This window comes from Alkalihalobacterium chitinilyticum, from assembly GCF_029028005.1.
GTDB lineage: Bacteria > Bacillota > Bacilli > Bacillales > Bacillaceae_F > Alkalihalobacterium > Alkalihalobacterium chitinilyticum.
The window spans coordinates 73,640-82,154 of record NZ_JAOTPO010000017.1 but is presented as its reverse complement, the minus strand read 5'-3'; the positions used below and the strand labels follow the sequence as shown (position 1 = coordinate 82,154).

The 8,515-nt window shown below is 37.8% G+C and carries 6 protein-coding genes; all 6 read right to left on the bottom strand.

Annotated elements, in window-relative coordinates:
* Window positions 1-223: 223 nt before the first annotated feature.
* Entirely contained in the window at window positions 224-1,222 is a 999-nt protein-coding gene (locus tag N7Z68_RS19665; RefSeq protein ID WP_275120175.1) for an ROK family glucokinase, read from the bottom strand.
* Between the two features lie 169 nt (window positions 1,223-1,391).
* Window positions 1,392-3,059 (bottom strand): glycoside hydrolase family 13 protein, encoded by a 1,668-nt coding sequence (locus tag N7Z68_RS19660; protein WP_275120174.1) that lies wholly within the window; start codon window positions 3,057-3,059, stop codon window positions 1,392-1,394.
* Window positions 3,060-3,177: 118 nt separating this feature from the next.
* A complete protein-coding gene (locus N7Z68_RS19655; RefSeq protein WP_275120173.1) occupies window positions 3,178-4,815 on the bottom strand; it encodes a glycoside hydrolase family 13 protein in 1,638 nt (545 codons plus the stop codon).
* A 188-nt stretch (window positions 4,816-5,003) separates the two neighbouring features.
* Entirely contained in the window at window positions 5,004-6,020 is a 1,017-nt protein-coding gene (locus N7Z68_RS19650) for a LacI family DNA-binding transcriptional regulator (protein ID WP_275120172.1), read from the bottom strand.
* Between the two features lie 268 nt (window positions 6,021-6,288).
* The gene (locus N7Z68_RS19645) at window positions 6,289-7,134 is read right to left on the bottom strand and encodes a sugar ABC transporter permease (RefSeq protein ID WP_275120171.1); all 846 of its coding nucleotides are present in this window, start codon (window positions 7,132-7,134) and stop codon (window positions 6,289-6,291) included.
* A 3-nt stretch (window positions 7,135-7,137) separates the two neighbouring features.
* Window positions 7,138-8,469: a carbohydrate ABC transporter permease gene (locus tag N7Z68_RS19640; RefSeq protein ID WP_275120170.1), complete on the bottom strand. Its 1,332-nt coding sequence runs from the start codon at window positions 8,467-8,469 to the stop codon at window positions 7,138-7,140.
* Between the last annotated feature and the right edge of the window lie 46 nt (window positions 8,470-8,515).

The following is an 8,515-nucleotide window of genomic DNA, read 5'->3' as shown; positions in this document are numbered from 1 at the left end:
ACGAACATATTGTTTCTTTACATCTTCTATTGGCCCCATTCTTCTTTTCATTTCGGCTCCTCCTTTAGTTAATTCCATTTTAATATGTAGAGGAGTAGGTGTCCAAATGAGTTAGGGGGCTAAATAGCTAAACTTTTAAAAAGACTCATTTTAACACTAATAAGGGCCCCTGGTGTACGTAAAAAAGGTTTAGACTAGTTCTCTGTTAGACCGGGATTTACTGTTACACTGTATTTGTTGTTACACCTGCATTTGCTGGTACACTCGTTTTCGCTAACCAAGCGGCACCGATGACACCAGCATCATTTCCTATCGTTGCAATTGTAATATCAATACCATCAGAAACTCTAGGGAATGCAAACCTTTCAAAATACTCACGAATTGGAGCTAAGATCGTATCTCCAGCTCTTGAGACACCGCCACCGATTACGATTTTTTCAGGGTTTAAACCGTTTGCTAAATTAGCTAAAGCGAGACCTAAGTGTAGAGTCACTTCATCGATTACCTTTTTCGCAGTTCCATCCTCTTCCTTCGCTAAATCGAGAACGTCTTTTGCAGTTAATGTTTGTGTTTGCTTGAACACATCTCGTAATCTAGTAGGTTCTGTAGTCGTGCTAACTTCCTCTAGTGCAAGACGAACGATCCCCGTTGCCGAAGCAATCGTTTCTAGACAACCTTGTTTTCCACAATTACAGTTTGCACCGTCTTTGATTACTGATGTAATATGGCCAATTTCACCGCCAGCACCATTTAAACCGTGAACAATTTTCCCATTCGATATAATTCCACCGCCGACACCAGTTCCTAGTGTTACGAAAATCATATCGTTAGCTCCAGCTCCAGCACCTTTCCACATCTCACCTAGTGCTGCTAAATTCGCGTCATTATCAACAACAACGGGTAAAGTTGTTTCTTTTTCTAGTAGAGCCTTTAACGGAAAATGTTCCCATCCTAGGTTTACAGCGACTTCAATTGAACCATCTGTAAAATTAACAGGTCCAGGTGCGCCAACACCTAGTGCAAGTAATTTTTCTTTAGGCGAGTTTAATTCTAGCAACTTTTGGTCGATTGATTTGGCAATGTCATTCGGAATACGGTGACCATTTTCACTTTTATCTGTAGTAATTTCCCACTTTGTCACTAGCTCTCCATCTTCGGTCACAAATGCTAGTTTAATTGTAGTTCCCCCGATATCAACACCAACGAGCCATCTCTCCTCCATTTTAAACGCTCCTCCTCTTTTTTACTGACCATTTTTCTATTTTTTCATCTATAAAGTTTTTTTATATTTTTCGTATAAAATAGTCCAAAAGGACACTGTCTCCAGTATCCTTTTGGCGTATAAATTCTCAAATATCGCAAACGTTTGCGCATGTCATTTTTAACTTAATTTAGACTAATTTATACACTCTTGCTTCATACGGTTTCAATGAAACATTTTCAAGTGTTTCATCTTGATCAACATCATAGTTGCTCAATAACAATTGTACTGATTTTTTTAATAAGCTTTCTGGTAAGCTAAATGTTGTTTCTTCAGCAAAAAGGTTCGTGATTACCAGTACTGTTTCATCAGAAAATGTACGAGTATAGGCATATACTTGTTCATGGTCTTCTGCAATAAGGTCATACGTACCATAGATAAGAGCCGGACCGACTTTTCTAATTTCAATTAGTTTTTTGTAATAGTGATAGATAGAATTTGGATCTTGCATCGCCTGTTCTACGTTAATGTCCTTATAATTTTCATTCAACTTCAACCAAGGTGTTCCAGTCGTAAATCCAGCGTTTGCATCCGTATTCCATTGCATTGGAGTACGAGAATTATCTCGACCGTTTTTCCAAATAACTTCCATTATCTCTTCATGAGTTTTTCCATCTTCAATTTCACTTTTGTATAAGTTCTTAATGGCTACATCATTGTAATCATCAATGGACGTAAACTTCACATTGGTCATTCCAATTTCTTGTCCTTGATAGATAAACGGTGTTCCTTGCATTAAGAAGTACATCGTCGCTAAACATTTTGCAGACTTTTCCCAGTACTGTTCACTGTTCCCCCAAGTTGAAACCGAACGCGGCTGATCATGATTTTCAAGGAACAATGCATTCCAACCCATTCCATCAAGACCTTTTTGCCATTTTGTTAATGTTTCTTTTAGCGCCGGGAGATCTAAGCCTCCATCGGTGCTTTTACCCCATAGGGAAAGATGTTCGAATTGGAAGATCATATTGAAGCAGCCTTTTTCTTCGCCTACCCACTCTTCCGCTTGGTCTACTTTAACGCCGTTTGCTTCACCGACTGTCATGATGTCATACTTATCAAAGGTTTCACGTTTTAACTCCTCAAGGAAAACATGAATGCCTTCACGATTCATATGTCCTTTTAACGAAGGGACATAGCGCTTATTGTCTGGGTTAGGCAGGTCTGGGAAACCTGGTACCTTCTTAATATGCGAGATAGCATCCACACGGAAACCATCAATTCCTTTATCTAACCACCAATTGACCATTTCATATAAGTCGTTTCTTACTTTTGGATTTTCCCAGTTAAGATCAGGCTGTTTGCGGGAAAAAACGTGCATATAATACTCTTTTGTCGTTTCATCGAATTCCCAAGCCGAGCCGCTGAAAATAGACTCCCAGTTATTCGGTTCTTTCCCGTCTTTACCAGGGTGCCAAATGTAGTAGTCTCTATATGGGTTGTCTTTTGAAGATCGTGACTCAATAAACCATGGGTGTTCATCAGACGTATGATTAATGACAAGGTCTAAGATTAGCTTCATACCGCGATCATGTACTTCTTTTAAAAGCTGATCAAAGTCAGCCATCGTTCCGAAATCATCCATAATACCTTTATAATCACTAATGTCATACCCGTTATCATCGTTTGGCGAGCTAAAAATTGGACAGATCCAAATAACATCAATTCCTAAGTTCTTTAAATAATCAAGCTTTGAAATGACACCTTGGATATCACCAATTCCATCACCGTTTGAGTCCATAAAGCTTCGAGGATATATTTGATAAGCTACTGCTTCTTTCCACCATTTCTTATTCATCAGCAAACGCCTCCTTCTCTCTACCATAAAAATAGCATATTTCTATCAATAGTACAATCGTTTGCGCATTGATTTTCCACTTATTATCTTTTATACCTTGTTCTTCATCAGAATTCCCTTAATTTAATTTATATATTCGTGCTTCATGAGGACGAAGTGTTGTGTTTTGAAGATGATCTTCTCCAGTAACATCGGAATAGTTAGCAATGATAAGTTCTACCGATTGCGTATCCAGATTTTCAGGCAACGAATAGTCTGTTTCAACATCCGCATGATTTAAGATCACTACCCACGTTTCACTTTCATACGTACGTGTATACACATACACATTTTCCTCACCTAGAGAAAGGTCCTTATAATCGCCATAAGTCATGACAGGATTTTCTTTTCGTAATGAGATTAATTTTTGATAGTAATAAAAAACAGAACTAGGGTCTTGCAATGCTTGCTTTACATTAATTTCTTTATAATTCGGGTTTACCTTAATCCAAGGTGTTCCTGATGTAAAGCCTGCTTGTTCTGTATCATCCCACTGAATGGGTGTACGTGAATTATCACGGCTTAATAGTAGTAAACTTTCAAATACTTCTTCTGGGTCGCGCCCTTTTCCGACTTCTTCCTTATACTTATTTTTCATTGCGATATCATTATAGTCATCAATTGATTGAAAACGAACGCCTGTCATTCCAATCTCTTCCCCTTGATAAATGTATGGAATACCTGGAAGTGTATGAATCATCGTAGCTAAAAGTTTCGCTGACTCAATCCGATACTCTTGGTCATTTCCATATCGGGTGACTTGGCGGGTATGATCATGATTGTTCAAGAACTGTGAGTTTGTTCCTTTTCCTTTTAATCCTTCATACCAGTGTGTTTGAATTTCTTTAAACCGTTTCATATCCCAGGTCGGCATATCATCTGCCACTTCGAAATGGAATAACGTATGTAACTCATTACGATCTTCTCCTACATAAAGAAGTCCATCTTCTGGTGTAACGAACGGTATTTCACCAACCGTCATGATATCGTAATGCTGCAACACTTCTCGATTCATTTCTTGTAAATACTCATGAATACCCGGATTATTACCTAAGTAGTTAATATTGTTTGGATTTTCAACACTCGGGAAACCTTCTAATTTTGCAAGTAAATTAATGACATCTAAACGAAATCCATCAATTCCCTTATCTAACCAAAAACGCATCATTTTATAGATTTCTTGGCGAACCTCTTCGTTTTCCCAGTTTAAATCAGGTTGTTCAACTGCAAACGAGTGCATGTAATACTGACCTGTACTTTCATCAAACTCCCAAACCGATGGTGTGAAATAAGAGCGCCAATTGTTTGGCTCTTTTCCGTCTTTAGGATCCTTCCAAATGTACCAATCGCGCTTCGGATTACTTTTAGAAGAACGAGACTCAATAAACCACGGGTGCTGATTCGATGTATGATTAACGACTAAGTCCATAATTAATCTCATTCCACGCTGATGAACCTCGTGTAACAGGCGTTCCCACGTTTCCATGTTTCCAGCCTTGTCCATAATGCTAGTGTAGTCTGAAATATCGTAACCGTTATCAAAGTCAGGTGACTCATAACAGGGGTTTAACCAAATAACATCGACACCGAGTTCTTTAATATAATCAAGTTTTTCGATTACTCCTTCTAAATCGCCGTAACCATCACCATTCGTATCGTAGAAACTGCGCCAATACACCTGATAAACGACAGCCTCTTTCCACCACGTTTTATTCATGTCCATAACTCCCTTTTTTGCACACTAATAGTTTTAATAACAAACTATAATAATATAATTATCATAAAAAAGAAGGGTGCCCCAATAGTGCGTAATTCTCAATTCCATATAAGTGTTTAATAGAAAGTCATCATTTCTCAAACTCTTTTTGGATAAAAATTGCACTTTGTGATGGGACATCCCCGCTTCTATTTACAAGATTGCCTTTTGACTAACCTATGAGGTACAATTACTTTTTTCTCCCCATTGTCAGGGTTATTAATCTTGCTGATTAAACAATTCGTTGCTTGATAACCTAGATCATAAATATGAATATCAACGGTTGTCATTGTCGGTGACGAAAGTTCTGAAATCATTACATTATTAAAGCTAACTACAGATATATCACCAGGAACAGTTACATTCATATCCGCAAGCATTTTCAACACACCGAAAGTCATAATATCATCAACAACAATAAGTGCAGTTGGGCGTTGTTCAAGAGACATTAGCTCAATAACCGCATCTTGTCCACCTTTTTCTAATTCTTCATGATGAACAATGTAATCGTCTCGAACAGGGATATTTGCATTAATTAATGCTTGTTTATATCCTTTTAGGTGATCAATCGTTACGACATAATCTAAATTTCCACCTATAAAACCAATCTTTTCATGGCCTAGTAACATCAAATATTCCGTTACTGTTTTCGCTGCCTTAAAGTTATCATTGTTAACAAAGGTTACTTGGTCTTCGTCTATATTATAAGGTCTGCCGATCAGGACAAACGGAAAGCCTTGTTCAATAAGAAAGGGCATGATTTTATCATTTACTCTAGAGTAGAGCAGCAGTATTCCATCTACTCGTCCCCCATATACCATTTGCTTTACTTCTTCAAAGATTTCGTCTTCCGATTGACCTGTTGATAAATACAGTCCGAACCCTTCTTGGTGTGCTTTCGTACTAATTCCCCGAATAACTTCAGGGAAGAATGGATTTTGAAACGCAATTTTAGCCGAGTTTGGCATGACTACACCAATCGTTTTCGTACTTTTATTGGCAAGACTTCTTGCGTTTAAATTAGGGTGATATCCTAATTCCTTCATTGCTTCCCTGACACGTTCTTTCGTCTTTTCACTTATACGTGAACTATTTGCAATAACACGAGATACCGTCGACGGTGCTACATTTGCCCGCTTAGCGACATCTTTTATAGTGACCGCCATCGGTATCCACCTCCTCTACAGTGATTTCATCTATATTTTAGCTGTTAGCACCACTTTAGACAATCTTTTCCTTTCCGCACTATTAGAGGATGTTCAAAAAGTCCGGAAAAAATCTTTGGCGGTAGAAGAACTTCGACTAATATTAGGATGTTGTTACAATCCACATGAGTAACGCCGAGTATAGGAATAGACCTCCAGCGAGTACTAACAAGATAATAGATAGTATTTTAAATCCTTTAAACACTTGAAATCACCTTCTAATTACTTATTATCCTTTCTCCGCACCAGCCGTTAAACCTTCTACAATATAACGTTGGAACACAAAGAACAAGATCATGAGCGGAAGTGCAATAAGAACGGCACCTGCTGCGAACACAGTAAAGTTATTATTAGCTTGACCTGAAACTAAAGTAAAGAGTCCTTGTGCTAATGTCCAGTTACTGCTTGAACGCAAGATAACCTCAGCCATAATGAAGTCCATACTCGCACCAACAAAACTATTAAATGCTACGAAAGCAATAATTGGTGTAGCAAGTGGAAGCATAACTTTAAGGAAGATATCCGTATTCGAAGCCCCGTCAATGCGAGCAGCTTCCATTAAACTGTTTGGAATTCCATCAAAGAAACCTTTAACAATCCATGTATTAAACGCTACACTACCCGCAGCTAATACAAGAATATAACCAAGATGAGTATCTAAAAGGCCAAACGTTCCTAATAAAGTATAGATTGCAATCATCCCCATGATCGTTGGGAACATTTGAAGAATAATGATTGCCATTAAACCTTGCTTTTTACCTTTAAATCTAAACTTTGAAAAGGCGTAACCAGATAAAACTCCGAAAGTCGTTGAAATGACCATATTAGAAAATGCAATAAACATCGTATTTCGATACCATGTAATATAATCGTGTTCAGCAAATAACGTTTTGTAATGTCCCCAGTTCCATTCTGCAGGACTTGGGAAAATCCTCGATGTGTGAAGTGAAGATCCAGGGTTTACTGAACCGATAAAGATAAAGTACACAGGGAACAAACAAATGATAACGAGCGAAACTAAAATACTATATACAATAAACATGTTGATTGTCTTTTTTACTTTAGGGTTAAGCATTTATTACACATCCCCTTTCAAGGCTTTGGTATTTCGTAAATTGAAATACGCAAATCCAGCAATGATCAAGAAGACGACTAAGGCAACAGCAGAAGCAATCGCATATTGACCATTATCTAATGTCATTTTGAAAATCCATGACAATAAGATATCCGTGTGGCCAGCATAGTTGTAATTAGCGTTTGTTGGGCCACCTTCTGTCATTAGATAAATGAACGTTAACTGGTTAAAGTTAAACGCGAATGTAAAGACCATTAGCGGAGTCGCAGCTACCATAACGATCGGGAATGTTATTTTCCGAAATTGTTGAACAATTGTTGCTCCATCTACTTCAGCTGCTTCATAAAGTTCTTTACTAATCGTTGTTAATACAGCTGTAAATAATGCCATCCAGAACGGAAAGCCTAGCCATAAGTTAGTCAGTAATACGGCAACTTTAGCCCACATTGGATCTGATAACCATGGAATGGGGTTCAAGCCCACAGTTCTTAGCATTTCATTAATAACACCAAACTGACCATTATACATATTTCTAAAAATAAGAATACTTACAAACCCTGGTACAGCCCAAGGAATAATATAAACATTTCTCCAGAACTTACGATACTTAACAATCTTTTGTGATAAAACAACAGCTACAAAAAGGCCTGCAAATACAACTAAAACCGTTGACAAAACTGCCCAAATAATTGTCCAAGAAAAGACTCCAAGGAACGTCCCTCTCCAAGACTCCATTGTAAATAAGCGAAGAAATTGTTCGATCCCTACCCAATCAACTAAGGCCCTTGGCGGCAAATAGTTTGGTGAAGAGAAGTTCGTAAAAGCAATTAATGCTGTGAAAACTAACGGGAATACAGTTAACAAAAGCATAGCAGTCGCAGTTGGTGCGATTAAAATATAAGCATAACCCGTATCCCATGCGTTACGTATAGATGTTTTAAAGTCGCTAACTGGTTGACCTAATTCACGTAATTTTCCTACAAGGTAGGCATCACGAACACTTAGGTAGTAAACAGCTAAGATAATGAGTAATAAAATGACCATCATTAGCCCTTCAGCCATTAACAGAATTGAATGATCACCTTGTTCGATAATACGACCTCTTTGTCTAACCTGCGGCTGTTCCCCTAATGTAATTAATCCGTGTACCCCGCTAATAATCGGTCTTACAGCGAAGATTAATACAATAAGTTCAAATACCGCCCAAGAAATACCTTTCCAATATTGCTTATTATAAATTTGTCCTAGTCCCATAAAGAGAACAGATAGCAAAGCAGCAATTTTGCTATGACTTTTGTCTTTATGTGACACTTTCATTTCTGATTGATTTGCCATTGATTATTCCCCCTTTTAACGGAATAAGTAAACTTTCAAAAAACTT

What these genes read in the sequence shown, in the direction of transcription:
- N7Z68_RS19665 (WP_275120175.1), bottom strand. Translation starts at nt 1,222, where the DNA reads ATGGAGGAGAGATGGCTCGTTGGTGTTGATATCGGGGGAACTACAATT.
- N7Z68_RS19660 (WP_275120174.1), bottom strand. Translation starts at nt 3,059, where the DNA reads ATGAATAAGAAATGGTGGAAAGAAGCAGTAGCTTATCAAATATATCCT.
- N7Z68_RS19655 (WP_275120173.1), bottom strand. Translation starts at nt 4,815, where the DNA reads ATGAATAAAACGTGGTGGAAAGAGGCTGTCGTTTATCAGGTGTATTGG.
- N7Z68_RS19650 (WP_275120172.1), bottom strand. Translation starts at nt 6,020, where the DNA reads ATGGCGGTCACTATAAAAGATGTCGCTAAGCGGGCAAATGTAGCACCG.
- N7Z68_RS19645 (WP_275120171.1), bottom strand. Translation starts at nt 7,134, where the DNA reads ATGCTTAACCCTAAAGTAAAAAAGACAATCAACATGTTTATTGTATAT.
- N7Z68_RS19640 (WP_275120170.1), bottom strand. Translation starts at nt 8,469, where the DNA reads ATGGCAAATCAATCAGAAATGAAAGTGTCACATAAAGACAAAAGTCAT.